This is a genomic window from Halomonas aquatica (genome assembly GCF_040196335.1).
Lineage (GTDB): Bacteria > Pseudomonadota > Gammaproteobacteria > Pseudomonadales > Halomonadaceae > Halomonas > Halomonas aquatica.
The window spans coordinates 51197-73796 of sequence record NZ_JBEGCJ010000005.1 but is presented as its reverse complement, the minus strand read 5'-3'; the positions used below and the strand labels follow the sequence as shown (position 1 = coordinate 73796).

The window sequence follows — 22600 nt, the reverse complement described above, 5'->3', positions numbered from 1 at the left end:
CATCCATCGGCTGACGGGGGTCCCATCGGCTGATGCGGGTCGGGGTCATGCCCCGACGAGGGCGTGGCCGCGTCCGGGGATGGCCTCGACCAGCTCACGGGTATAGGCCGCTTGCGGCGTGAGGAATACCTCCCGGGCGGTGCCCTGCTCGACGATGCGGCCGTGCTGCATGACGATGATGCGATCGCAGATCTGGGCGGCGACGCGCAGGTCATGGGTGATGAACAGCAGCGACAGCGACAGCTTCTGCTTGAGCTCTTCGAGCAGCTCGAGGATCTGCGCCTGGATCGAGACGTCCAGGGCCGAAACGGCCTCGTCGGCGACGATCAGCTCAGGGTCCAGGGCCAGCGCCCGGGCGATGCCGATGCGCTGCCGCTGGCCCCCGGAAAACTCGTGGGGGAAGCGGTCGGCGACGCCACCCAGCCCCACCAGTTCGAGCAGTTCGTCGGCACGTGCCAGGGCCTGGGCCTTGGGCACGCCGTTGGCGACGGGCCCCTGGGCGATGGCCATGCCCACTCGGGTGCGCGGGTTGAGCGAGGCGTAGGGGTCCTGGAAGATCATCTGCACCCGCCGGCGCTCGCGACGCAACGCCTCGCCCGCCAGCGACGAGAGGTCGATGCCGGAGAGCGACAGGCTGCCGCTGTCGGGACGCTCGAGGCGCACCACACAGCGGCCCAGGGTCGACTTGCCGGAGCCCGACTCACCGACGATTCCCAGGGTCTCCCCCGGGGCGAGGGTGAAGCCGACATCGTGCAGGGCCTGCACCTCACGGGCCGGCTTGAATAGCCCACCCCTTGAACGGAACACTTTCCGCAGATTGCGTACCTCCAGCAGCGGGGCGGGCGTCTCGCCGGTCCGGGTCTCGGGGATGACGCTGCCGGGGATGGCCGCGATCAGATCGCGGGTGTACTGGTGGCGGGGATGGTCCAGCACCTCCCGGGCAGTGCCTAGCTCGACGATGCGTCCCTCGCGCATCACGCAGACTCGGTTGGCGATCTCGGCCACCACGCCGAAGTCATGGGTGATGAACATCACCGCCATGCCGTGGCGCTGCTGAAGGTCGCGGATCAGCTCGAGGATCTGGGCCTGGGTGGTGACGTCCAGCGCGGTGGTCGGCTCGTCGGCGATCAGCAGCTCGGGCTCGAGTGCCAGGGCCATGGCGATCATCACCCGCTGTCGCTGTCCCCCGGAGAGCTCGAAGGGATAGGCCCGAATGGCCTTCTCGGGCTGAGGGATGCCTACCTCGATGAGCAGCTCCAGGGCGCGGGCCTGTCGCTCCTTGCCGGTCAGGCGGCCATGGGCCTCGAATACCTCGCTGATCTGGGCCCCGACGCGCATCAGCGGATTGAGGGCCGTCATCGGCTCCTGGAAGATCATGCTGATGCGCAGGCCACGCAGGGCACGGTGCTGCTTCTCGGTCATGCGCAGCAGGTCCTTTCCGTCGAAGATCGCCTCGCCGGCGGTGGGGCGCACGCCCTTGGGCAGCAGTCCCATGACGGCGTTGGCCGCCATGGACTTGCCGGAACCGGACTCGCCGACCACGCAGAGGATCTCGCCGCGCTGCACGTCATAGCTGACCTCCTCCACGGCATGAGGGCGGTCGGCGCCCTTGGGCAGGGACAGGGTCAGGCCGCGCAGGCTCAGTACGGGTTCGCTCATGAGATGCTCCGTGGGTGCATGGGCCTACTGACGCTCGCGGGAAAGCTTGGGGTTCAGGGCATCGTCGAGGCCTTCGCCCACCAGGTTGAGCGCCAGTACCGTGAGCAGGATGGCGACGCCGGGGAAGAAGCTCAGCCACCAGGCCTGGCGGATCACCGTCCGGGCGGCGCCGATCATGTAGCCCCAGGACATGACGTTGGGATCCCCCAGGCCCAGGAAGGAGAGGGCGGACTCGAGCAGGATGGCGGTGGCCACCATCAGCGAGGCCAGCACGATGATCGGCGAGAGGGTGTTGGGCAGGATCTGGCGCAGGATGATGGTCAGGTTGCCCTGGCCGACCAGCCGCGCGGCCTCGACATATTCGCGGTGTCGCAGCGACATGAACTCGGCACGCACCAGGCGCGCGACCGGTGGCCAGCTGACCAGCGCGATGGCCAGCACGATGGAGGTCACACTGGGCTGCATGATTGCCACCAGCACGATGGCCAGGGCGAAGTTGGGGATGGTCTGGAAGAACTCGGTGAAGCGCATCAGGGCGTCATCGACCAGACCGCCGTAGTAGCCGGCCACGGCCCCCAGCGGCACCCCGATGAGCAGCGCCACCGAGGTCGAGACCAGCCCGATCAGCAGCGAGACCCAGGCACCATGCATCAGCCCCGAGGCGACATTCCGACCCATGGTGTCGGTGCCCAGCCAGAAGCCATCGACTTCCAGGGGCGACAGGAAGGGGCGCTGGACCATGCGCCAGGGCGAGTCCGGGAAGAGCAGCGGGGCGAGGATCGCCATCAGTACGATCAGCGACAGGATGATCAGGCCGATCAGGGCGCCTCGGTTCTGGGCGAAGCGGGCGAAGAAACTCATGACCCCTCCTTGATGCGCGGATCGGCCAGCCGATAGACGAGATCGGTCACGATGTTGAACACGATCACCAGGGCCGCCGAGAAGAAGAAGATGCCGAGCAGCAAGTTGTAGTCACGCTGCTGAAGGGCCTCGTACATCAGCCTGCCGATGCCTGGCCAGGCGAAGACCGTCTCGGTGAGGATCGCTCCGCCGACCATCTGACCCGCCTGCAGGCCGGCCAGGGTGATGATCGGCAGCAATGCATTGCGCAGCACATGACGTCGCTGGATCACCCGGGGGGCGAGTCCCTTGGCGCGGGCGGTCTTGACGTAGTCCTGCTGGGCGGCCTCGAGCATGGAGGCACGGGTCATGCGGGTGTAGATGGCCATGAAGAACAGCGCCAGCGTGGTGGCCGGCAGGATAAGGTGCTTGCCCACATCCAGCGCCATGGCAAGGCCAGTGTGCCCGGCGCCGACGGTGTACATGCCGTAGGCGGGCAGCCAATCCAGGTAGACCGAGAAGAGCACCACCGCCATCAGGGCGACCCAGAACAGCGGCGTTGCATAGAAGACCAGGGCCAGTGCCATGATCAGTGAGCCTGAGGGCTTCTTGACCCGGGCGGCGGCCAGCGAGCCAGCGACGATGCCAAGCACCAGCGAGAGCACGAAGGCGGTGCCGGTGAGCAGCAGCGTGGCGGGAAGGCGTTCGAGGATCAGGTCGAGCACCGGCACCTGCTGGCGGTAGGAGAAGCCGAAATCAAGCATTGCCACGCCGGAGACATAGCGCCACAGCTGAACGTGGAGGGGCTGATCGAGGCCGAAGCGCTCGGTCAGCTGGCGCAGGAACTCGGCATCGGTGGCCCCGGCCTCACCGGCCATGATGGCGGCCGGATCACCCGGTGCCATCTGGATGAGGAAGAAATTGAAGATGATGATCAGAAACAGCACGATCACGGCCTTGAACAGCCGTGATGCGATCAGCCTGGCATAGAGCATGCCATTACCCCCTGGCGATCTGGGACGCGATGGAACGAAGCAGGGGCGACCGAGCCGGCCGCCCCCTGTGGCTTACTTGTCGAGCCAGGCGTCCTTGAAGCCGTCGTTGACGCCCACCCCGGAGGTCACCAGGTTCTTGACGTCGCAACGGTAGATCGTCGGGAAGCCGAGCTCGAGCAACCAGCCCACCGGAACGTCTTCCTGGAGGATCTCTTGAACCTCCTGGTAGAGTGCCTCGCGCTTGGCTTCCGGGTGAGCCGTGGCGGCCTGGTTGAAGAGCTCATCGACCTTCGGGTTCTCGTAGCCCTCGACGTTGTTCCAGGGCGAGCCCTTCTCGATGTTGCTGGAGAGGTAGGTGCGCGAGATGCCGAGTGCAGGGTCGCCATACTGGTAGAGGTAGGTGAAGGCCAGGTCGTAGTCCCAGTCGCCGAGACGCTGGTTCCAGCCGCCCACGTCGGTGGCCTCGGTGCGCACGTTGATGCCCACCTCCTTGAGGTTCTGCTGTACGGCCTCGGCCCAGCGGGTCCAGGTCTCGCCGTAGGGCAGGGGCAGCAGGCGCACTTCCTCTCCGTCGTAGCCCATCTCGTCGAGCAGTTCGCGAGCGCGGTCCGGGTCGTGATCGAAGGGGGCGAGGTCCTCGTTCTGGAACTTGGCATTGGAGCCGAAGGCGCCCAGCGGCACCGTGCCGAGCCCGTTCCACAGGACGTTGCGGGCGAACTCGCGGTCCATGGCATACATCACCGCCTGGCGGAAGCGCTTGTCGGCGGTGGGGCCTTCACGGTTGTTCATCCACAGCATGGCGAAGGGGCTGAAGTATTCGTTGCCATGATCGGTCACACAGGTGTTGTCCATCTCGGTCAGGCGTGGGATGTCGAAGTTCTCCACGGTGCCGTAGGGCAGCACATCGATGGTACCGTTCTCGTAGGCCACGGCGCGGGAGGCGCCGTCGGGAATGATGTGCCAGTTGATGCCGTCCAGGTAGGGCAGGTCTTCCTCGTAGTAGTCCTCGTTCTTGACCAGTTGGATGACGGTGCCGCGGTCCCACTTCTCGAACTCGAAGGGGCCCGTGCCGATCGGGTGGTTGTTGGCCTCGTTGTCGCGGAATTCGGTCCCTTCATAGATGTGCTTGGGGACCATTGTGAAGGTCCCGGCCTCGAAGGAAATCAGGAAGGGGCCGAAGGGCTCCTTGAGGGTGAAGGCCACGGTGTAGTCATCGATGGCCTCGATGGATTCCACATGTTGCAGTACCGCCCGGGCGCTGGGATTGAGCTCGCGGTGGAAGACATCGGCGGAAAACACCACGTCCTCGGCGGTGAAGTGCTCGCCGTCATGCCAGCTGACATCATCACGGAGGTGGAAGGTCCAGGTCCGGCCATCGTCGCTGACCTCCCAGGACTCGGCTAGCTGCGGCATCGGTTCGAGGTCGGTGGTGTAGCGCAGCAGGCCTTCGTAGATGTTGCCGGCGACCGTTCGGGTGGGGGCATTCTGAATCATGCCCAGCACCAGGCCCGGGGGCTCTGGTTGGATGATGGTGTCGATGACTCCGCCTTCTCTGGGCTCCTCGGCGACGGCAGAGGTTGCGGTCAGGGCCGCGGCGGCGATGGTGATGGCCAGTGGTGTCTTCATGAAGCTGCTCCCGTATTGAGCGATTGTTGTTGGCGATGGGCAGTCACTCAATAGAACCTAGCAGGCGATGTACAAGCTGTCGACAGTCGGCAATCGACGGTCGACAAATATCATCCTTTCGCCATACTGGTTAAACGCCACCCCTACACGAGTCCGAGCCGCATGCCGTCATCTCGAGCCTCCGTTCAGCCCGTCATCATCCAGCAGCGAAACCTGGTGGATCAGGTGGCGGACTATCTCACCCAGGCCATCATCGGCCAGCGTTTCATGCCGGGGGAGCGGCTATCGGAGGTGCAGCTGGCCCGCGACCTGGGGGTGAGTCGGGCGCCGGTACGCGAGGCGGCGAGGCTGCTCGAGAGCCGTGGCCTGGTGGTCTCGCAGCCGCGCCGTGGCTTCTTCGTGCGCGTCCTGGATCCCGGTGAACTGGTGGATATCTTCGATCTGCGCCTCTGCCTGGAACGCCATGCCATGGAGCGACTCGCCGAGGCCTGCCTGCCCGAGACGCTGGCAGCACTGCGACACCAGGTCGAGGTGTTGTGCGCTGCGGCGGCGAGCGGCGACGAGACGCGGCGTATCGAGGAGGATCTGGCCTTCCATCGTCTGTTGATCGCCTCGGCGGGTAATCAGCGGTTGCTCAGGACCTTCAATGATCTGGCCCATGAGCTGAGGCTGTGCATCACCCTGATCACCAAGACCCATGAAGCCCCTGACTCCATTGCCGAGAGCCACCACCATCTGCTCGATGCGCTGGCCAGCGGCGACGGAACGCGTTGCCGCGAGGCCATCGATTACCATATCGGTGTGGCGAGGGATTACGTGATCCAGGGCATCGAGGAGGCGCGCGCATGAGCGGCCGGCTCCAGGGGGAGGTTTGCTTTTCAGGGTCGTTCGCGGCATGTTTACGAGGTTGATGGCGACTGCGAACCGATACTGCCGATGTCTTTTCTCGACCTACGCACCGCCACCCTCGGGCAGGAACACGTGGCCCATGCCCATGGGCATCACCAACTTATCCTGGCTACCCGAGGCACCACGGAGCTTTCCATCGAAGGGCAGGGCGACCGCATCACCGCCAGCCGCGGCTGCTTGATTCCCTGCGGCCGTCATCATGATTATCGGGGCGATGGCCACAACCGTACCTTCGTGCTCGACATTCCAGCCGATAGCCTGTCGGCTCTGCGGGATGGTGACGAGGTCGAGCGCCTGTTCGATCGCCCCTGCTTCTTTGGCGTGCCTCCTCGACTCAACCGCCTGTCCGCGAGCCTGATGCAGCAGCTCGAGGTTTGCCCGGCCCTGCACAGCGATGTTGCCACGTTGCTGCTGAGAGCCATCTACCTGCACCTCGAATCCGAGTCCCTGTCGGCGCACGTCGAAGGGCTTGCCTCCCCGGACTTCAGCGAGCGGCTCGATCTGATGCGCCTGGATGCCTGGATCGACCGTCATCTCGCCGACGAGGTCCGGGTCGAGCAGATGGCGGCGCTCTGCGCCCTGAGCGCCGGGCATTTCCATGCCTGCTTTCGGGAACTGACCGGCATGACACCCCTCGCCTATGTCCAGCGGCGTCGCCTGGATCATGCCCAGACCCTGGTCATCCACAGCGGCCTGAGCCTCGGCCATATCGCCTCACTGGTAGGCTTCCGCGACCAGGGCAGCTTCTCCCGCGCCTACCGTCGTCGCTTCGCGGCGTCCCCCTCTGAAGTGCGCCGTGCCAGCTGAGCATTCCCGAGTCCCGGGCAAGATCACCGCAGCCCCGGGCAAGCACCCCTGCCTGACGCGGCCTAGTCTGAACGTCAGTGTCCCGGTCGGGCGGTCATCTGCATGGGTGTTGCGGCTCTGGCATAGCGGATGCGACAACGAAAACCATGACGCCGCGACGCCTCCGATGACCGCGACGAGGATCGCCAATGTGCCCTTCGAACGGGCGATCATGGCCTCGCTGCCGTTCTGTGTCGCTTTCATCGTGGTGATCCTGCTGCTGGTCATCATCCCAGGGCTTTCCACCTGGATCCCGTCGCTGCTGGACTGAGGAACGTCACAGATGAAGCTGTTCTACCATCCCGATCAGGAACGCCACGCGCCGCCGACCTTCCTGCTGCGCGGTCGCCCGGTGGACTCGCCGGAGGGTCCGCTGCGGGCCGAGCTTCTGACACAGGGCCTGGCGGCCATGGGGCTTTCGATGACGGCACCCACCGAGGTCGACAGCCCGCGGCTGCGACGGCGCCTGGCTGCCATCCATGCTCCGCGTTATCTCGACTTCCTCGAGACCATCCATGCTCGCTGGCGTGCGCTGCCGGATGCCGCCGAGATCGTGGCGCCCAACGTCCACCCCTGCGGTGGCGGGTATCACTATCCCCGGCACCCGGTGGGGCTGGTGGGCTGGCACATGCACGATATGGCCTGTCCGATGACCGCCGACAGCTTCGCCGGCATCCTGGCCAGCGCCGCCTGCGCCGAGGCCGCGGCGGACTCGGTACTGACCGGGGAGCCCTCGGCCTATGCCATGTGCCGTCCGCCGGGCCATCATGCCGGTCCCGAGCGGGCCGGTGGCTTCTGTTTCCTCAATAATTCTGCCCTGGCCGCCTCGGTGCTTCGTGAGCGACATGACCGCGTGGCAGTCCTCGACGTCGACCTGCACCACGGCAATGGCACCCAGGACATCTTCTATCGCCGAGGCGACGTCTGGACCGGTTCCCTGCATGCCGACCCGTCGGATTTCTACCCCTTCTTCTGGGGCGGCGCCGACGAGACCGGAGAAGGAGAGGGGGCGGGCGCCAACGTCAACCTTCCGCTGTCCCTGGGCAGCGACGGCACGGCCTTCCTGGCCAGCCTGGATCGCCTGCTCGAGCGCCTGGTCGAGTTCCGTCCTCAGGCACTGGTGTTGGCGCTGGGGCTGGATGCCCACAAGGACGACCCGCTTGCCGGCCTGGCCCTCGAGACCGATGATTTCATCGCCGTGGGGCAGCGCATCGCCGCCCTCGGCCTTCCTACCGTCCTGGTGCAGGAGGGGGGCTACCCCACCGAGCATCTGGGCGACAACCTGGCCGCCTTCCTGGGCGGCTATACCGCAGACTGACTGCCACCAAGACGAGAGACCATGCCATGACCGTCACCTATCACGACAGCAATGCCCGCATGAGCCAGATCACCGTGCATAACAACACCGTCTATCTGGCAGGGCAGGTGCCGTCGGATTCCAGCGACAGCATGCGCGGCCAGACAGAACAGGTGCTGGCCCGCATCGATGACCTGCTGGCCAAGGCCGGCACCTCCAAGGAGCACCTGATTGCCGCCCAGATCTGGGTCACCAGCATGGCCGAGTTCGACCAGATGAATGCCGCCTGGGACAGCTGGGTGGTGCCGGGTCGCCCGCCGGTGCGGGCCGCCGTCGAGGCCAAGCTCGCCAAGCCCGAGTGGAAGGTCGAGATCATGGTCACCGCTGCACTCCCGGAGGGCTGAGATGCGAATGATCACCGCCGAGGAGGTGGCGACCTCGCTGGCCTGGCCGGCGCTGGTCGAGCGGCTGGCGACGACCTTCCGAGAGGGCGTGGAGTCGCCGCCGCGTCACCACCACGCCATGCATCGTCCCGACGGCGAGGCCACCATGCTGCTGATGCCTGCCTGGGAACCTGACGGCTACATCGGCATGAAGATGGTCAACGTCTTTCCGCAGAATGCCGAGCACGGCTTGCCGGCCATTTCCGGTGTCTACCTGCTCAGCGAGGGCGCCCATGGGCGCCCTCTGGCCTGCCTCGACGGCAGCGAGCTGACTCGTCGGCGCACCGCCGCCGCCTCGGCGCTGGCCGCCCGGGAACTGGCCCGCGACGATGCCTCGACCCTGCTGGTGGTAGGCACCGGCAAGCTGGCCCCGATGGTGATCGAAGCCCACGCCGCGGTTCGCCCCATTGAGAAGGTGCTGATCTGGGGGCGCCATGCCGACAAGGCCGAGCGGCTGGCTGCCGAGTATGCCGATCGCTTCGATACCGCCGCCGTCACCGACCTCGAAGCGGCGACCCGGGACGCCGACCTGATCAGCTGTGTGACTCTCTCCACCAAGCCGCTGATCCATGGCGAATGGCTCTCCCCCGGCACGCACCTGGATCTGATCGGTGCCTTCCGGCCGACCATGCGTGAGACCGACGCCGAGTGTCTGGCCCGCAGCGAGGTGTTCGTGGACACCTATGCAGGGGCCAGGGGCGAGGCGGGCGATATCCTGCAGGCCATCGACGAGGGGCGCTTCGCCTTCGATGACATCCGGGGCGAACTCGTCGAGCTGCTACGCGGCGAGCGCCCGGGGCGCTCCTCTCGTGACGCCATCACCCTGTTCAAGTCGGTGGGCGCCTCGCTTGAGGACCTGGCCGCGGCCATCGAGGTATGGGAGCGTCTGGAGGCCGGTTCATGAGTGTTGGCCGCTCGGGCACGCCTGCCGCAGAATCCCCTGCCTCGGGCTTTTTCTGGCACGAGCGCTGCTTCTGGCACGACCCGGGGGCCATCGGAGTCTTCTCGGCCCCCAGGGAGTTCCTGCAGCCCCAGCCGGCCTCGGAGAGCCCCGAGAGCAAGCGACGCCTGAAGAATCTGCTGGAGGTCTCCGGCCTGATTGATGAGCTCGATGTGCGCAAGCCGGCCATGGCGCGGCGCGAGGACCTCGAGCGCTTCCACACATCCCGCTACCTCGATTCGCTCGAGGCCGGGGATCGGGCCCTGGGCGGCAACGCCGGCGACTGCGCACCCTACACGCCGGGCAGCCTGTCCGCCGCGCGCCAGTCGGCGGGCCTTGCCATCGCCGCGGTCGAGGCCGTGGCCACCGGCGAGCTGGGGCGCGCCTATGCGCTGTGTCGGCCGCCCGGGCACCACGCCGAGGCCGACCGAGGGCGGGGCTTCTGCCTGCTGGGCAACATCCCGGTCGCCGTGATGCGCGCCCGCGCCCTGGGGCAGGTGGGGCGGGTGGCGATCATCGACTGGGACGTGCATCACGGCAATGGCCAGCAGGCCGCCTTCTACGACGACCCCGAGGTATTCACCGTCTCGATCCACCAGGCGGGCAACTTCCCGCTGGAGACGGGAGGCTTCGACGAGCAGGGCGACGGAGAGGGGAAGGGCGCCTGCCTCAACCTGCCGCTGCCGCCGGGCTGTGGTCTCGGCGCCTATGACCACGCCATGTCGAGGCTGGTGCTGCCTGCCATCGAGGCCTTTCGGCCTGAGCTGATCGTGGTGGCCTGCGGCTATGATGCCTGTGCCAAGGATCCGCTGGGCAAGATGCTGCTCAACAGCGGGGCCTTCGCGCGCATGACCCGCCAGCTCCGTACGCTGGCCGATCGGGTCTGCCGGGGGCGACTGGTGATGGTCCACGAGGGGGGCTATTCGGAGGGCTATGTACCGCTGTGTGGCCATGCCGCGATCGGCGAGCTTGCCGGCAGTGCCCTCCATGTGCCCGACCCGCAGAATGACGAGATTGCCGCCTGGCCCTACCAGGCGCTGCAACCTCATCAGCGCGAACTGATCGACGGCTGGCAGGCGGCCTGGGCCGAGGCCGGCCGGCTGTGAAGCCGATTTCGATGACCGACCCCTTTCACGACAGGAACGCCCGACCATGACACCGCTCTATGATCGCGACGGCTGGCTCTGGCATGACGGCGAGTGGTTGCCGTGGCGCGACGCCCGCACCCACCTGCTGACGCATACTCTGCACTATGGCATGGGCTGCTTCGAGGGAGTGCGCGCCTATGAAGGGCCCCGCGGCTCGCACCTGTTCCGGGTGGCGGAACACACACGCCGCCTGGCCGACAGCGCCCATGCGCTGGACATGCCGCTGCCCTTCGGCGAGGCCGAGTTGGTCGAGGCCCAGCGGCAGTGCCTGACGAGGAACGGCCTGGCCAATGCCTACCTCAAGCCGACGGTCTACTTCGGCGCCGAGGGTCTGGGGCTAAGGGCCAAGGGTCTGACCACCCACGTGATGATCGCCGCCTGGAATCTGGGCGACTACATCTCGCCCGAGGCCGCCTCTATCGGCCTGCGGGCCCTGACCTCTTCCTGGGCTCGCCACCACGTCAACATCAGCCTGTGCCGGGCCAAGACCAATGGCCACTACGTCAACGCGATGCTGGCGTTGAATACCGCCATCAAGGCGGGATTCGACGAGACGATCATGCTGGATCCTGAGGGCTATGTCGCCGAGGCCTCGGCGGCCAATGTCTTCCTGCTGCGAGACGGCGTGCTCCACACCCCCGAGGTGACCTCCTGCCTGCAGGGCATCACCCGGGACAGCGTGATTCGCCTGGCTCGCGATGTGCTGGGGCTCGAGGTACTCGAACGTCGCATCACCCGTGACGAGCTCTACATCGCCGACGAGGCCTTCGTCACCGGCACTGCCGCCGAGCTCCTTCCGCTGCGCGAGCTCGACGGTCGCCACATCGGCGCCCGTGCCGGGGCGCCCACACCGGACCGGCCCATCGATGACGATTCGGTGACCGCCCGGCTGCAGCGGCTCTATCGGCGGGTCACCCGGGGCGATCTCGGCGATGACCTACAGGGCTTCGCCGGCTGGCTGACCCCCGCCTGAGCCTCCCGGCGGGCCGCGTTCACCCCCTCCTCAGGACCGGCCGTGGTAGCCTCGTGCCATCTCGCTCGCAAGGACGTCGATGATCATGGCACTGCTGGATGGCCTGCTGTTCCTGGTGGTGCTGATGGCCACGTCCTGGGGTGCACTGGCCCTGGGACATCGCCTGCCATTTCCGCGGCCCTGGCGGTGGTGCGCAGTAGGGCTCTGGATGCTGGCGGCAGTGAGCTGGTGGCTGATGGCCTGGCAGGGGGCGCGGCTCGGTTCCCTCCTCGGCATGGGCGTCCAGATGGCCGTGCTGCTGGCCTGGTGGCGTCGGCTGACGCCCGCCAAGGACCTGGACTGGGCCGAGGATGTGGCCCACCTCGCCACCGGCCGGGTCGAGGGGGAGCGGCTGACCCTGGACCATGTTCGCCATTTCGACTGGCAGGCCCCGGGCGTCGCCACGGGAAGCTGGGAGCGGCGCACCTATGACCTCGAGCGGTTGAGCGCGCTTGACCTGTTCGTGTCGAACTGGGGGCGGCCCGGCATCGCCCATGTCCTGATCTCCTTCGGCTTTACCGGCCGCGACGGCCAGGCCAATGATTTCGTCACCTTCTCGGTGGAGGTGCGTCGAGAACGCCATGAGCGCTTCTCGGAAATCGGTGGCTTCTTCAAGCAATACGAGCTGGCGATCATCGCGGCCGATGAGCGCGATGCCGTGCGTTTGCGCAGCAACGTGCGTGGCGAGCGAGTGACCCTCTATCACGTCACCCTGGCGTCCGAGGCCCGTCGCCGGCTGCTGCTGGAACTGGTGGGCTCGGCCAACGACCTGGCGTGCGAGCCGCGCTTCTATCACACCATCACCGCCAACTGCGCCACCCTGGTGTTCGCCATGATGCGGCGGATCATCGAGGGGCTGCCGCTGGATCATCGCCTGCTGCTCAGTGGCCTGCTGCCGGGGTATGTCCATGATCATGGAGGCCTCGTCGAGGGCTATCGCCTCTCCGAGCTGCGCCGCCTCGGCGACATCACCGAGCGCGCGAGGCAGGCCCATGACGCTCCCGATTTCTCGCGGCAGATCCGCCGGGGCGTGCCGGGGTGGTATGACGAAATGGATTCGCAGCGCATGACAAGACTGCCTTCATGAGTTTGACGGTTCTGGGCCTCTGACTTAGCTTCAAGGCATGTTTAGCTGATTCGGCGCCCCGCCTCGCCGATGACCGTGACAGGCCATTCGACCCCCGAGGCGCCCAATCCCCATGACCACGGACGCTCGTGGAAGGAGAGTGGGGGTGACACGCTCGGCCATGCACCATGAACGTCATCAGGTGGTCGTCACCTCGCCCGGTGACGTGACTCCCCCGGCTCTGCGGGCCGTCGCCGACGGTCTCGCCAGGCCCGTCGCCGAAGTGGCCGACGCCATCTTCCGTTCTCCGACCGTGCTCGTCGATGACCTTGACGCCGATACCGCCTCGGCCCTCGACCGGCTGCTGGCATCACTCGGTCTCGAATCCCACGTTGCCCCCCACGGGGAGGCGCTGCAGGATGACGCCCCCCTCGATGTGGCCGTCCAGGTGCAGGATGCCGCGCGGATCGCGCCGGTGGCAGAGTCGCTCGCGTCCTTCCTCGGAGTCTCCACGCAGCGTGCCTTCGGGTTGCTGGCAACGCCACCCGGGGTGGTGCTGGGTGGAGTCGGCGTGGCGGCGGTGGAGAGCCTTTCCCGACGACTCGGCCCGGGCGTCCTGGTTGCACAGGCCCCCAGCGATACCGGTCCCTTCGATCTTCATCTCGGCCCGGGCGCCAGCGTGCCGGCCTGGTTGCAGGCGCGACTGCGCGAGAGGGTGCAGGCGGTTCGTCCGGGGTGGCTTCCGCTCGGGCTGTCCTATGCAGAGGCCCGCTCGCTCTGGTCCTCCCTCGGTCGGGAGGGCGGCATCCGGCTGGTGAATCGCGCCCTGATGCGCTGGGATCTGGTGTTGACCGCCCAGGCCGCACCCGACAGGGACGTGCTGGTCTGGCTCGAGGAGCGCTTCGGCATTCCGCCACAGGTGGCACCTCGCGTCCTCGCGCATCCTCCCCTTGCCCTCGCCGAGGCCTGCGACGAGACCCACGCCCGAGAATGCCTAGACGAGGCCCGCTGCCTGGGACTCTCGGTCGACAGCGAGCCGAGCGGCTTCGGCCGTGCCGGCATCGAGCTGCTGGCCGCCCGGGACATGGCGCGATTGAAGGCCGTGCTGGCCCGTTTCGGGTTGAGCGAGACGGTGCGGATCCCCTCGCTCATCGTGACCGACCTTTCGGACCTGGAGGCCAGGGTGCTGGCCCGGGAACTGGAAACGGTCGGGGCTCGGACCCGCTTCGTCGATGCGGTCAGCCCACCTGGAGACATGACATGACGTCTACGCAACCGGACCATGGGTCGCCGCATCTCCGGCATCTGGCCATCGCCGAGAAGGGCAAGCTGGCCGCCCTGGCCGGCGACCATGGGCGTGCCCTCGAGCTCTATCGGATGGCGCTGCGAATGGCCGGCGAGATGGCGGCACCGACGCCCTTCGCTCGCCACTACACCGACTGCATCCTCGAGAGCCTTGAACGCGAGGGCCGGCATGCCGATGCCTTGGCCCTCACCGTTGCCGCCTGCGAGGAACTGGAGCGGAGCGGAACGGCATCACCCCTGCAGCGCCGCGATCACGCGACCCTGACGCTGCGGCGGGCGATCCTGCTGCTCTTCCTCGGGCGTGAAGCCGAGGCCGACGATCAGCTGAAGCAAGCGGTCGCCATCGCCCATCCCGGCCAGCTTGCCCTGGCCGCGGAACTCCAGGCCTGGCGGCGGCGGGCGCTGACCATCACCGCCCAGACCCTGGCTGACGCCTTGACGCGACACGGCTACTACACCGTTCGCCGCACCCGGGTGCGGCCCGATCTGGCGCGCAGGGCAGTCCTGCCGCCCGACCTCTCCCGACAGGAGGTGACATGACATGGCCAACTACGACGGCATGACGCCCGGCGAGGTGCTGGCGGATGCCAGTGTGGCCGAGTTCATCAAGGAACTCGGACTGGGCATCGCCAAGGCTCAGAAGGATCTCGACGAGAACTCGGTGCGCCAGATGAAGGCCTTCACCGAGGTTCAAGACTCCCTGGGGGAGCGCTCTCTGCTGGAACTGGGCTTGTTGCCCGCCTTCTACCACTACCAGCATGCCGATATATCGGTATCCCTTCAGCTACGCCTCGAGGTGGGCAAGACCGACGAGTTCGGTTTCGCGGCCAACGCCAGCCTGGGCGATACCCGCCAGCGGAGCGCCGCGTCGTCGGCGTCTGAATCGGAAACCGAGAGCGGCACGCGGGTCGAGACGCGCCAGGCCCAGCTCGAGTACCAGGCCGATGCCACCGGAACGCTTACGATAAACGGGACCCAGGTGGTACCCGCCGGCCAGGCGCCTCGCGCCCGACTCGGTAGCCTGCGTGACCAACTGGTGGAAGGGCAGGGGGTCGAGGCGCTGGTCTATTCGCCGCCGGACACCTCCCTGGCCATCTCCAGTGACGCGCCGGAGAGCCAGGTGTTGACGACATCCCGATCGGTAGCCTTCATCTTCACCAGTCGGTCCAACGGGCTGGTGGCCATCCGCGACAACGCCGCCACCGATTATGTGCTGAATTCCGGGACGACGGTCTCGACCAGCACTCAGGGCGACCTCGCGGCCTATGCCGAACACGTCAAGACCCAGGTCGATGCGGCCGGTGGCTTCACCACGAAACTCCATCCACCGCATCAGGAGGGAGAGGCCACCTTCGGCGTCTACTTCGACACCGGCAAGGCGGAGTTTCGCAGCGAGGAAGACCGACTCGCTCTGGCCGAACTGGCGCGCGGCTTTGTTGCCATGGGCACCCGGGTCCGATTGGAAGGCATGACCGACCGACAGGGTTCGGCGCAGAAGAACCTGACGCTCGGCGAGGCCAGGGGGCGCTTCGTGCACGACTTCCTGATCGCCAATGGGGTCAGCGCGAGCCAGATCGACCTGGTGGACAGCCGAGGCGAGGGGCGTGCTGACGACGCCGACGATGACGATGGGCAGTCCAATCAGCAATGGCGAGTCACCTGGATCATGACGCCCGAGCGCGACTACTACTGGCTGTCACTGCGCAGTGAGGGGAGTGCACAGCTGGATAACGTCACCCCTGACCTTCGCACCGGTGGTGGCGGCAACGGCTTCGTGTTCCTGTGGCAACCTGCCTCGCCCGACCTGTCGGGGCTCTCCGTTACCGTCGAGGGGCAGGCGTTTCCCCTCAACGGCGCTGCGGTGGCGGGGCATACGGAGAATGCCGCCGAGGCTTATGCGCACCACCTGGCAGCCGATCTCAACGCCACCAGCACCCTGCGCGCCAACCAGCTGGGCCATGTCGTCGAGCTGATGCGCGCCAGCGATACCTATGACATCAAGCTGTTCAGTGCCACGAGTGAGCAGATCGAGCTGACGGGCAGCGAGGGGCTCACCGTGACCCGGCAGTTCTCGCGGTCACGGACGCGCCAGGTGGAGAGTCGCGAGGGCTCCAGCACCGCCATGGCGATCGGGGTCAGCGTTAATAAGCGCGAGACCCGGCAGTTCAACATGGCGGTGACCGGGAATAGCCAGATCTCCGCCCGGCTGGCCTCCGTGCCGCCGCCGGATCTCTTCGTCGAGGCGATTCATGCCCTCCAGCGGGAGCGTCGATCATGAGTGCCGGGACCCAGACGACTCGTGCCCTGGTCACGGCGCCGCTACCACAGATCGTCGAGCGTCTTGGCATGGCCATCGCCGAGGGTCAGTTCGCGCTCGATCGCAATGCCGTGGAGATGGCCAAGGTGATGGGCGAGACGGAGGTCGAGGTCGGCGGCGAGACCTACAGCCTGCTGGCGCTGGGCTTCACGCCGAGCTTCTACGCCTACACCGAGGCGACCGTCGAGGCGCGGCTCAGCTTCACGGTGAGCGAATCGACCGATACCTCCGTCGGTGCCTCCATCAGCGGCGGCGTCAATACCGGGGTCTACATGGCGGCCGCCACCGTGTCGGTCAGCTACGCCAGGAAGTACGCCATGGAGGCGTCCGGCATGTCATCCATCGCTGCCCGGCTGGTGTCGCTGCCCCCGCCCGAGCAGTTCATGGCGCTCCTGCGCCAACAGCGTAACGCCGACAGCGAGTGAGCCGGCCTCGCCGGTCAACAACAAGGAGAACGACCATGAGCATTGGACAGGATCTTCTCGATGTTCCCATGGGGGACATGATCCGCGACATGGCCTTCGCCATCGCGGACAGCCAGTATCAGCTCGACCAGAGTTCGATGCGCACCGCCGAGATGATGGGCGGCCTGCAGTCGGTGATCGATAGCCGAGGCAACCAGACCTTCGACGACAGCCGGGTGTTCTTCGGTTACGAGTACATGACCGTCGAGCAGGCGCTCTACTTCGCGATCTTCGACGATGCCCTGACCGGCATGCTGGATGAGGACACGATCCGGCTCAAGGAGGTGGTGCTCGACATCATCGAGGAGATGGCCAAGGCCGAGGGCGGTAGCGCCAGCACCGTGACACCCCTGAGGGGGATCGGCAAGAAGGAGGACATCGCCTCGGCGCTGGACGGCATCACTATCGGCGGGGAGCCCGTGGCCGACAAGGTGATCCGGGTACCGACGCGACTGTCGATGATGGAACTCGGCTTCACCCCGACCTTCTACCAGTTCGTCGACACCATCATCGAGGTCAAGATCGCCATTCGCATGACCCGTGAGCGTGCCTACGAGCGCACCACCTCGAATGCCTCCAGCGACCGCCAGCGCAGTTCCGGTCGCAGCACCCGGGTGGGGCTGACCTGGCCGCCGGGCGTCAAGAGGTCGAAGACCTATCGCAGCAACAGCTCCGTGCAGACGACCCAGGTGGACGCTACCTACTCCCAGAAGTACAGCTACAGCGCCGAGGGGGCGAGCCTGTTGCGGACCAAGATGGTGCCCGTGCCTCCTCCCGCCGTGCTCACCGAGCGCATCCGGGGCTTCATGGAGATCGAGGAAGAGGCGCGTCGGCGCCGCCTTGAGGCCCTCTATCCCGAAGGAGAAGAGTGATGGCCGTCGGACAGGATCTGCTCAACGTCCCCTTCCCTGAGATGGTCAAGTCCATGGGGGTGGGGATCGCCGAGGCGCAGTACGAGCTCGACCTCACGTCGTTGAAGATTGCGCGGCTGATGGCCGGCTATGCGCCGGAGGACGAGGAGGAGGGCACGGCCTCCGGCGATCGACCCAATCTGGTCAAGATCGGGGATGACAGCCCGGATGGCTATTCGCTGCTGGAGCTTGGCTTCACGCCGACCTTCTACCAGTTCGTGGATACGCTCATCGAGGTCAAGATGTCGATCTCCATGGCTACCGAGAGCGAGAGCAAACGCAGCAGCACCACGGTCAACGCCTCGGTGAGCGGGAAGGTGGGCTTCCTCTCGGCGAGCGCCAAGATGAAGGTCTCCACTGTGTCGGCCAGCTTCTCGAGCAAGTACCAGTATTCCGCGGAAGGGAGCTCGCTAATGCGTACCAAGCTGGTCACGGTGCCCGCGCCAGCCATCCTGGAGGAGCGCATCCGCGCCATGCTCACCGAGCCCCAAACGGAGTAGATCGATGCCGCGTAACAGTTGGGCGTCCCTCCAGGAGGAGACTGCGCCGGACACTGAGGCCTCGGAGGTCGCCTCACCGCCATTGCCCGAGTCCCTGGTCGCCCTTCAGCGGGAGCGTGCCCAGCTCGAGGACAGGATGCATCGCCTCGCCTCCGGCGGGGCCGAGCCGCCCGGGGAGGCCGATGCCCGCTTTCCCGTCACCCCGCTCTCGCTGCGCCGCAGGGCCGATGCGGCCTGGGCGTCTCAGCGTGATGCCCTGATCGATCGATCCCCCGGTCGCGAGCTAACGGAGGCCCGGGAGCCATCGCCCGAGCGCTCCGGAGACGCCCCGTCGCTGCCCCTGCGAACCGGACAACGCCTGCTGGGTGATCCTCCGTTACGAAGCGGGTTGCGGGATCAGGGTCGGTCGTTGGCCGATACGCAGGCCCTCGACGGCGGGGCACGTCGGGTCACAGGTCCTCTAGACGAGTGGGAGCGTCGTCGACGCGAGGCGCTGGAACCGCCGTTGCCGGCCGCGCCCACCCGTACCTATGAGGCGAGGCGAGAACGGCTGCTCTCGGTGGTGGAGGGGGGCTGCGGCGACCTCGAGAAGCGGGCCGAGCGTGCGCGGGAACTGGCGCTCGAGCGGCGGCGATCGTGGCGGCGCGAGCAGCAGGCCGATGATCGGCGTCTCACCCGAGCGCGCCAGCAACGACAAGCCCAGGAGGACGTGTGATGAGCAAGGGAGGCCAGGTCGCGGCCGATGCGGTCAGGGACATGCTGGTGGGGCTCGCGGATGCCCTGCAGGATGCCCAGGGAACGCTGACGGAAGCGGCGCGTACGAGCGATGCCGGGCATGGCTACGAGATACCCTATCTCGATTTCGCCTTTGAGGTGGAGTTCACCGAGGAGACCGAGGCAGACAAGCCGACCAGGCTCAGACTGCTGCCCAAGGCGCGCCGCGACGTCGATGATGCCGGGCGGGAAACCCGCATCAGCTCGTCGATCTCCGGCCGCCTGGCCACGGTGCCGGCGCATGGCGGACGGCCCGAGACGCTTCTGGACCTGGGGTTGTCCGCCTTGGAGGGGCGCGCCAAGCGCCAGCGGCTGGACATCCAGGTATCCAGCATGGCGGGCGAGCGTCTGGGAGGGGTACCCGTCTCCCTGCAGGTGGATGTCGAGATGACCGAGCGACTCCTCGGCTACCGACCCTCGCCCCAGCAGCGCCTGTCGCTGCTGTCGTCGCAGCGGCTGACCACCAGGGAGGACGGCAGCACCCACCTGGCCGTTGACATCGCGCCGCTGAGAGGAAAACAGGTGGTCGTGCAGGTGGAGTCGCGCGGGGCGATCGGGCGGGTGCTGCTGCCGGGAGAGCTCTCATGACCATCAAGCTTCGCGTAACCGCCAGCCTGCTGGATGCCGCCCGAAAGCCTGTTCCCCGTCAGGTGGTGGAGCTTCAGGTGTATCAGCTCGGCAGCGGATGGGAGGGGCTGAACAGGTCCACTACCGACGAGGAAGGAAGGCTTGCCATCGGCACCGCGCTGCGGGGAGAAGGCAAGCTGGCGCCGGTGCTGCGGCTGGTCAAGGCGGATACCGACCCGGCAGAAGTCCTGGCCCAGCAGGGCACCTACCACATGGCGCGTACCGTGCTGAATGTCTCCTTCGGCGAGGTGGTGATATTGCCGGGCGTCGGCGTGTCGGCGCCCTCCGTCCTGCGCCGTCGTCCCGAACGGCTCTCAGGGATGAACGTCAACATGGCGGACCTGGTGCTGGATACGCAGATCCATACCCTGTCGCCCGACAGCCTCAGGCCGGGTCCCGGTAGCACGATCGAGTCGGCCAGGCCGGAGACCGGCGGGATGGCGCCAGGCATGCTGGAGACGCGCAAGACTGCGGTCGTCATGGAGATGCTCAGCGCCGAGACCGCCAAGCGTGAGCAGCTGCAGGTCCAGGTCGATCTGCGTCAACATCGCATCCAGGAACTCGACCAGGCGTTGCAGAAGAGTGAGGACCGGAGTGAACAGCTGGCTCGCCAGCTCGGCCAGTTGCGCAAGACGGTGGCGACGTCTCCGCCCATGGAGCGGCTGACGTCGACCATCTCCGGTGCCCTGGACCTGGCAAGGGCCGAGCAGGGTATGGAGCTTGCCTCCGCCGAGCTGCGCATTCGGGGCCTGGTCATGGAGGGCGGCAAGAGTTTCCACCCGCTCGACAGCGCAGAGGCCAGGGAGATGCTGTCGAGCAACGTCTCCGAGCTGGTGCTGCGGCTTAATCCGCCACGGAACGCCGGTACGCCAGCATCTGCCGAAGTGCCCGACCTGATCGGCCAGACCCTCGAGTCGGCCAGGCGACAGGCCCTGGCCGCGGGGCTGCGGCTGGATGTGATCGAACGGCACAGCCAGCGTCACCCATCCGGCGCCATCGTCGAGCAGCAGCCTGCCGCTGGGGCAGCGCTGTCGGAGGCCAATGGACGGCTCGGGGTTGTCGTCGCCGTGGGATCAGACACCGAGGAGGCAGGGCCATGAGTGATATCAAGCGGTTGATCAACGACACGGCGGCAGCCCCACTCGGCCAGATCATCGCCTCGGTGGGCCAGGGAGTCGCACAGGCTCAGCGCGCCCTGGATGAGCAGGCGCTGGCCCAACTGGAAGCGCTGTACCAGGAGGGTGACGAGGCGATGGCGCTGCTGCGGCGGAGTGGCTGGCAGCCGACCTTCTATACCCTCCCCGAGACCGAGGGGGAGGTGAAGGTGGCGCTCTCGCTCTCGGGACAGGGGGAGGCGAGCCGGCAGACGAGTTCCCCCCCGGGACGACTTGCCAAGTCGCGCATCGCGCTCTATGCGGCCCCCGTTGATGCAGGGTACCAGAATCGCTTCGGTTACCAGGCCACCATCGGGGCATCGCTGCGTTTTCGCATCGTCCCGGTGCCTCCTCCCCCGGAGGCCGAGGACCTGCCGATCGTGGCGGTGCCTCGGCTGGTCACCATGCCGAGTGACGAGGCGCAGCAGCTCCTGTCCGAATTCCGCCTCGAGATGCAGGTCGATCCCTCTGGTGCCTCTTCGGGAGTGGTCTTGACGCAGGTCCCGACCCCGGGCGAGGTGTTGCGCCGCGGCGATATCGTCACGGTTACCCTGGCGTCGGATTCCGACACCTGACAAAAACGCCACGACGCAGGCGTCGTGGCGATATGCCTCCTCCCTGGGCATCGTCCCGATGCCGTTCTCCCTGTTGGGCCTCCTGGCTCCTTGCTTCCCTGTCACCGTGCGCGGCTGTCTCCCCCGCCTGGCCCGTTATCGCCGAGTCCCATGACAGCGCGATGACAGCGTCATGAGGATCCGATGAAGAGGGGGTCGAGGGAATGCACCAGCGCTGACAGCGTCCAGGACGGCCGCCGTTCGTGTCTCGCGAGAGGCTCAATCCTCGGGCAGGTGCCGCTCCAGCGAACCAAGCAGGCCGCGAAGCAGCGAGAGCTCACGGCGAGAGGGGCGCGCCCGGGCGAACAGCGCCTGGAGGTGTGCCTCTGTCCGGGCGTGGGGCTGGGTGATGAAGCCGCTATGCTGCATCACCCGGCTCAGGTGGTCGTGGAAGTGGTCCAACTGCTCGCGGGTCGGCTGGCGCTCAGTCGCGGGCAGGGCAGGGCGGTAGTCGCTGTCGGGCCGACGGCGCCAGGCGGTGAAGACCTCATGGGCCAGCACCTGAACGGCCTGGGACAGGTTGAGGATGCCATAGTCGGGGTTGGCCGGGATGCTGACCTGATGACTGCAGCAGCGGATCTCGTCATTGGTCAGGCCGAAGCGCTCCCTACCGAAGACCAGCGCCACGGGATCATGAGTGGCGTTTTCCACCAACTCCCTTGCCATCGCATCGGGCTCATCGAAATGGGGCAGCGGCAAGCTGCGTAGCCTTGCACTGGCGCCGATCACCTGGACGCAGTCGGACACGGCCTCCTGCAGGGAGCCGACCACCCGGGCATCGTCGACGAGGTCCTCGGCCCCGGCGGCCAGGCGCGAGGCCTCGGGGTCCGGGAAGCGGCGCGGGTTGACCAGCGCCAGATCGGTGAGGCCCATGGTCTTCATGGCGCGAGCCGAGGCGCCGATATTGCCGGGATGGTAGGTCTGGACGAGGACGATACGGATATTGGCGAGCATGGGATCTCGGAGAGGACTGGTGGTGAGGTGGCCTGGAAGAAGTATTTTACCTTGCCAAGCCGCCAAGCCGCCAAGCCGCCAAGCCGCCAAGCCGCCAAGCCGCCAAGCCGCCAAGCCGCCAAGCCGCCAAGTCGCCAAGCCTTGCTCTGGGTTACTTGGCGCTTGTGGCCCGACGCTTGGCGCTGGCCATAAAAAACCC

General features: G+C 66.8%; 24 protein-coding genes. 19 read left to right on the top strand and 5 right to left on the bottom strand.

The window, feature by feature from the left end; translation table 11 throughout:
• Positions 1-45: 45 nt before the first annotated feature.
• The 4 genes from ABE960_RS11555 to ABE960_RS11540 form a co-directional block, all read right to left on the bottom strand.
• Positions 46-1659 carry an ABC transporter ATP-binding protein gene (locus ABE960_RS11555; RefSeq protein WP_349762430.1) on the bottom strand — a complete coding sequence of 538 codons (1614 nt, stop codon included), beginning with the start codon at positions 1657-1659 and terminating at the stop codon, positions 46-48.
• 24 nt (positions 1660-1683) lie between these two features.
• Positions 1684-2520 (bottom strand): ABC transporter permease, encoded by an 837-nt coding sequence (locus ABE960_RS11550; protein ID WP_349762429.1) that lies wholly within the window; start codon positions 2518-2520, stop codon positions 1684-1686.
• Positions 2517-3494, bottom strand: a complete 978-nt coding sequence (locus tag ABE960_RS11545; RefSeq protein WP_349762428.1) for an ABC transporter permease — start codon at positions 3492-3494, stop codon at positions 2517-2519. The genes ABE960_RS11550 and ABE960_RS11545 overlap by 4 nt, the downstream gene beginning before the upstream one ends.
• Before the next feature lie 72 nt (positions 3495-3566).
• The gene (locus ABE960_RS11540) at positions 3567-5120 is read right to left on the bottom strand and encodes an ABC transporter substrate-binding protein (RefSeq protein ID WP_349762427.1); all 1554 of its coding nucleotides are present in this window, start codon (positions 5118-5120) and stop codon (positions 3567-3569) included.
• A 162-nt stretch (positions 5121-5282) separates the two neighbouring features.
• Here ABE960_RS11540 and ABE960_RS11535 point away from each other — a divergent pair, with 162 nt between their 5' ends.
• The 19 genes from ABE960_RS11535 to ABE960_RS11445 all read left to right on the top strand — a co-directional run bounded on the left by ABE960_RS11535 (position 5283) and on the right by ABE960_RS11445 (position 21408).
• Complete coding sequence (locus tag ABE960_RS11535) at positions 5283-5969, top strand: GntR family transcriptional regulator (protein WP_349762426.1); 687 nt, start codon at positions 5283-5285, stop codon at positions 5967-5969.
• Positions 5970-6056: 87 nt separating this feature from the next.
• Complete coding sequence (locus ABE960_RS11530) at positions 6057-6836, top strand: helix-turn-helix transcriptional regulator (RefSeq protein WP_349762425.1); 780 nt, start codon at positions 6057-6059, stop codon at positions 6834-6836.
• Positions 6837-7002: 166 nt separating this feature from the next.
• Complete coding sequence (locus tag ABE960_RS11525; RefSeq protein WP_349762424.1) at positions 7003-7146, top strand: hypothetical protein; 144 nt, start codon at positions 7003-7005, stop codon at positions 7144-7146.
• Positions 7147-7158: 12 nt separating this feature from the next.
• Complete coding sequence (locus tag ABE960_RS11520) at positions 7159-8193, top strand: histone deacetylase family protein (RefSeq protein ID WP_349762423.1); 1035 nt, start codon at positions 7159-7161, stop codon at positions 8191-8193.
• Between the two features lie 26 nt (positions 8194-8219).
• Positions 8220-8576 carry a RidA family protein gene (locus ABE960_RS11515; protein WP_349762422.1) on the top strand — a complete coding sequence of 119 codons (357 nt, stop codon included), beginning with the start codon at positions 8220-8222 and terminating at the stop codon, positions 8574-8576.
• Position 8577: 1 nt separating this feature from the next.
• Complete coding sequence (gene lhpI, locus ABE960_RS11510) at positions 8578-9519, top strand: bifunctional Delta(1)-pyrroline-2-carboxylate/Delta(1)-piperideine-2-carboxylate reductase (protein ID WP_349762421.1); 942 nt, start codon at positions 8578-8580, stop codon at positions 9517-9519.
• Complete coding sequence (locus ABE960_RS11505; RefSeq protein ID WP_349762420.1) at positions 9516-10661, top strand: class II histone deacetylase; 1146 nt, start codon at positions 9516-9518, stop codon at positions 10659-10661. Before lhpI ends, ABE960_RS11505 begins: the two co-directional genes overlap by 4 nt.
• 46 nt (positions 10662-10707) lie before the next feature.
• A complete protein-coding gene (locus ABE960_RS11500; protein ID WP_349762419.1) occupies positions 10708-11676 on the top strand; it encodes a branched-chain amino acid transaminase in 969 nt (322 codons plus the stop codon).
• A gap of 85 nt (positions 11677-11761) precedes the next feature.
• Positions 11762-12802 carry an Lnb N-terminal periplasmic domain-containing protein gene (locus ABE960_RS11495; protein WP_349762418.1) on the top strand — a complete coding sequence of 347 codons (1041 nt, stop codon included), beginning with the start codon at positions 11762-11764 and terminating at the stop codon, positions 12800-12802.
• A 145-nt stretch (positions 12803-12947) separates the two neighbouring features.
• Entirely contained in the window at positions 12948-14045 is a 1098-nt protein-coding gene (locus ABE960_RS11490; protein WP_349762417.1) for a hypothetical protein, read from the top strand.
• Positions 14042-14626, top strand: a complete 585-nt coding sequence (locus tag ABE960_RS11485; protein ID WP_349762416.1) for a hypothetical protein — start codon at positions 14042-14044, stop codon at positions 14624-14626. Before ABE960_RS11490 ends, ABE960_RS11485 begins: the two co-directional genes overlap by 4 nt.
• A gap of 1 nt (position 14627) precedes the next feature.
• The gene (locus tag ABE960_RS11480; protein WP_349762415.1) at positions 14628-16364 is read left to right on the top strand and encodes an OmpA family protein; all 1737 of its coding nucleotides are present in this window, start codon (positions 14628-14630) and stop codon (positions 16362-16364) included.
• Positions 16361-16828: a hypothetical protein gene (locus ABE960_RS11475; protein WP_349762414.1), complete on the top strand. Its 468-nt coding sequence runs from the start codon at positions 16361-16363 to the stop codon at positions 16826-16828. Before ABE960_RS11480 ends, ABE960_RS11475 begins: the two co-directional genes overlap by 4 nt.
• Positions 16829-16863: 35 nt before the next feature.
• Complete coding sequence (locus tag ABE960_RS11470) at positions 16864-17739, top strand: hypothetical protein (RefSeq protein WP_349762413.1); 876 nt, start codon at positions 16864-16866, stop codon at positions 17737-17739.
• On the top strand, positions 17739-18278 hold the full coding sequence (locus ABE960_RS11465; protein WP_349762412.1) for a hypothetical protein: 540 nt from the start codon (positions 17739-17741) through the stop codon (positions 18276-18278). The genes ABE960_RS11470 and ABE960_RS11465 overlap by 1 nt, the downstream gene beginning before the upstream one ends.
• Positions 18279-18282: 4 nt before the next feature.
• Complete coding sequence (locus ABE960_RS11460) at positions 18283-18993, top strand: hypothetical protein (RefSeq protein WP_349762411.1); 711 nt, start codon at positions 18283-18285, stop codon at positions 18991-18993.
• Positions 18993-19640 carry a hypothetical protein gene (locus tag ABE960_RS11455; protein ID WP_349762410.1) on the top strand — a complete coding sequence of 216 codons (648 nt, stop codon included), beginning with the start codon at positions 18993-18995 and terminating at the stop codon, positions 19638-19640. Before ABE960_RS11460 ends, ABE960_RS11455 begins: the two co-directional genes overlap by 1 nt.
• Complete coding sequence (locus ABE960_RS11450; protein WP_349762409.1) at positions 19637-20779, top strand: PASTA domain-containing protein; 1143 nt, start codon at positions 19637-19639, stop codon at positions 20777-20779. Before ABE960_RS11455 ends, ABE960_RS11450 begins: the two co-directional genes overlap by 4 nt.
• Positions 20776-21408 carry a PASTA domain-containing protein gene (locus ABE960_RS11445; protein ID WP_349762408.1) on the top strand — a complete coding sequence of 211 codons (633 nt, stop codon included), beginning with the start codon at positions 20776-20778 and terminating at the stop codon, positions 21406-21408. Before ABE960_RS11450 ends, ABE960_RS11445 begins: the two co-directional genes overlap by 4 nt.
• Positions 21409-21666: 258 nt before the next feature.
• On the opposite strand, the gene ABE960_RS11440 is transcribed toward ABE960_RS11445, so the two are convergent.
• Entirely contained in the window at positions 21667-22401 is a 735-nt protein-coding gene (locus tag ABE960_RS11440; RefSeq protein ID WP_349762407.1) for an RNA methyltransferase, read from the bottom strand.
• Positions 22402-22600: the final 199 nt, after the last annotated feature.

Bases quoted from the DNA above. Each gene is read 5' to 3' on its own strand.
- ABE960_RS11555 (WP_349762430.1), bottom strand. From the start codon at position 1,659: ATGAGCGAACCCGTACTGAGCCTGCGCGGCCTGACCCTGTCCCTGCCC.
- ABE960_RS11550 (WP_349762429.1), bottom strand. From the start codon at position 2,520: ATGAGTTTCTTCGCCCGCTTCGCCCAGAACCGAGGCGCCCTGATCGGC.
- ABE960_RS11545 (WP_349762428.1), bottom strand. From the start codon at position 3,494: ATGCTCTATGCCAGGCTGATCGCATCACGGCTGTTCAAGGCCGTGATC.
- ABE960_RS11540 (WP_349762427.1), bottom strand. From the start codon at position 5,120: ATGAAGACACCACTGGCCATCACCATCGCCGCCGCGGCCCTGACCGCA.
- ABE960_RS11535 (WP_349762426.1), top strand. From the start codon at position 5,283: ATGCCGTCATCTCGAGCCTCCGTTCAGCCCGTCATCATCCAGCAGCGA.
- ABE960_RS11530 (WP_349762425.1), top strand. From the start codon at position 6,057: ATGTCTTTTCTCGACCTACGCACCGCCACCCTCGGGCAGGAACACGTG.
- ABE960_RS11525 (WP_349762424.1), top strand. From the start codon at position 7,003: ATGACCGCGACGAGGATCGCCAATGTGCCCTTCGAACGGGCGATCATG.
- ABE960_RS11520 (WP_349762423.1), top strand. From the start codon at position 7,159: ATGAAGCTGTTCTACCATCCCGATCAGGAACGCCACGCGCCGCCGACC.
- ABE960_RS11515 (WP_349762422.1), top strand. From the start codon at position 8,220: ATGACCGTCACCTATCACGACAGCAATGCCCGCATGAGCCAGATCACC.
- lhpI (WP_349762421.1), top strand. From the start codon at position 8,578: ATGCGAATGATCACCGCCGAGGAGGTGGCGACCTCGCTGGCCTGGCCG.
- ABE960_RS11505 (WP_349762420.1), top strand. From the start codon at position 9,516: ATGAGTGTTGGCCGCTCGGGCACGCCTGCCGCAGAATCCCCTGCCTCG.
- ABE960_RS11500 (WP_349762419.1), top strand. From the start codon at position 10,708: ATGACACCGCTCTATGATCGCGACGGCTGGCTCTGGCATGACGGCGAG.
- ABE960_RS11495 (WP_349762418.1), top strand. From the start codon at position 11,762: ATGGCACTGCTGGATGGCCTGCTGTTCCTGGTGGTGCTGATGGCCACG.
- ABE960_RS11485 (WP_349762416.1), top strand. From the start codon at position 14,042: ATGACGTCTACGCAACCGGACCATGGGTCGCCGCATCTCCGGCATCTG.
- ABE960_RS11480 (WP_349762415.1), top strand. From the start codon at position 14,628: ATGGCCAACTACGACGGCATGACGCCCGGCGAGGTGCTGGCGGATGCC.
- ABE960_RS11475 (WP_349762414.1), top strand. From the start codon at position 16,361: ATGAGTGCCGGGACCCAGACGACTCGTGCCCTGGTCACGGCGCCGCTA.
- ABE960_RS11470 (WP_349762413.1), top strand. From the start codon at position 16,864: ATGAGCATTGGACAGGATCTTCTCGATGTTCCCATGGGGGACATGATC.
- ABE960_RS11465 (WP_349762412.1), top strand. From the start codon at position 17,739: ATGGCCGTCGGACAGGATCTGCTCAACGTCCCCTTCCCTGAGATGGTC.
- ABE960_RS11460 (WP_349762411.1), top strand. From the start codon at position 18,283: ATGCCGCGTAACAGTTGGGCGTCCCTCCAGGAGGAGACTGCGCCGGAC.
- ABE960_RS11455 (WP_349762410.1), top strand. From the start codon at position 18,993: ATGAGCAAGGGAGGCCAGGTCGCGGCCGATGCGGTCAGGGACATGCTG.
- ABE960_RS11450 (WP_349762409.1), top strand. From the start codon at position 19,637: ATGACCATCAAGCTTCGCGTAACCGCCAGCCTGCTGGATGCCGCCCGA.
- ABE960_RS11445 (WP_349762408.1), top strand. From the start codon at position 20,776: ATGAGTGATATCAAGCGGTTGATCAACGACACGGCGGCAGCCCCACTC.
- ABE960_RS11440 (WP_349762407.1), bottom strand. From the start codon at position 22,401: ATGCTCGCCAATATCCGTATCGTCCTCGTCCAGACCTACCATCCCGGC.